General features: G+C 68.6%; 1 protein-coding gene. It reads right to left on the bottom strand.

The features are described from left to right. Nucleotides 1-427: flavin monoamine oxidase family protein (locus CCN42_RS45040; RefSeq protein WP_245877577.1), on the bottom strand; the 427-nt coding region annotated here is incomplete at both ends.

Below are 427 nucleotides of genomic sequence, written 5' to 3'. Positions count from 1 at the left end.
GCCGGTGTGGACCTTCAGCGCCGTCCGGACGGCGGATTCGAGGGCGCCTTCGATCCAGGCCGGCTTGATGGAGGTGTGGTCGCCCGCGAAGTGCAGCAGCCCTTCCGAGGTCGGGATGTCGGGGAACAGCTCCGTGTGCTGGCCGGGGAACAGCACGGACGCCTCACCGTAGGCGTAGTGGTCGCGCATCCAGGACTGCGTCTTGCACTTGGTGGTGAAGAAGACCTCGCAGCGGCGGCCGAAGACGGCCTGCACTCCGGCGAGGGCCCGCAGATACCGCTCCTCGTCGGCGTACGCGTCCCACTTGAGGGCATCGTCGGCCCAGCTGTAGGAGGCGAGCAGCACCCCTCCGTCGCTGCCCTCCATCGGGTGGGCGTGCTCGAAGTACATGAAGCGGTTGGCGTTGTCGCTCACCGAGCCGCCGCCG

The sequence above is a fragment of the Streptomyces glaucescens genome (assembly GCF_002154375.1).
GTDB classification, from domain to species: Bacteria; Actinomycetota; Actinomycetes; order Streptomycetales; family Streptomycetaceae; genus Streptomyces; species Streptomyces glaucescens.
This window is presented reverse-complemented; position numbering and strand designations above follow the sequence as displayed.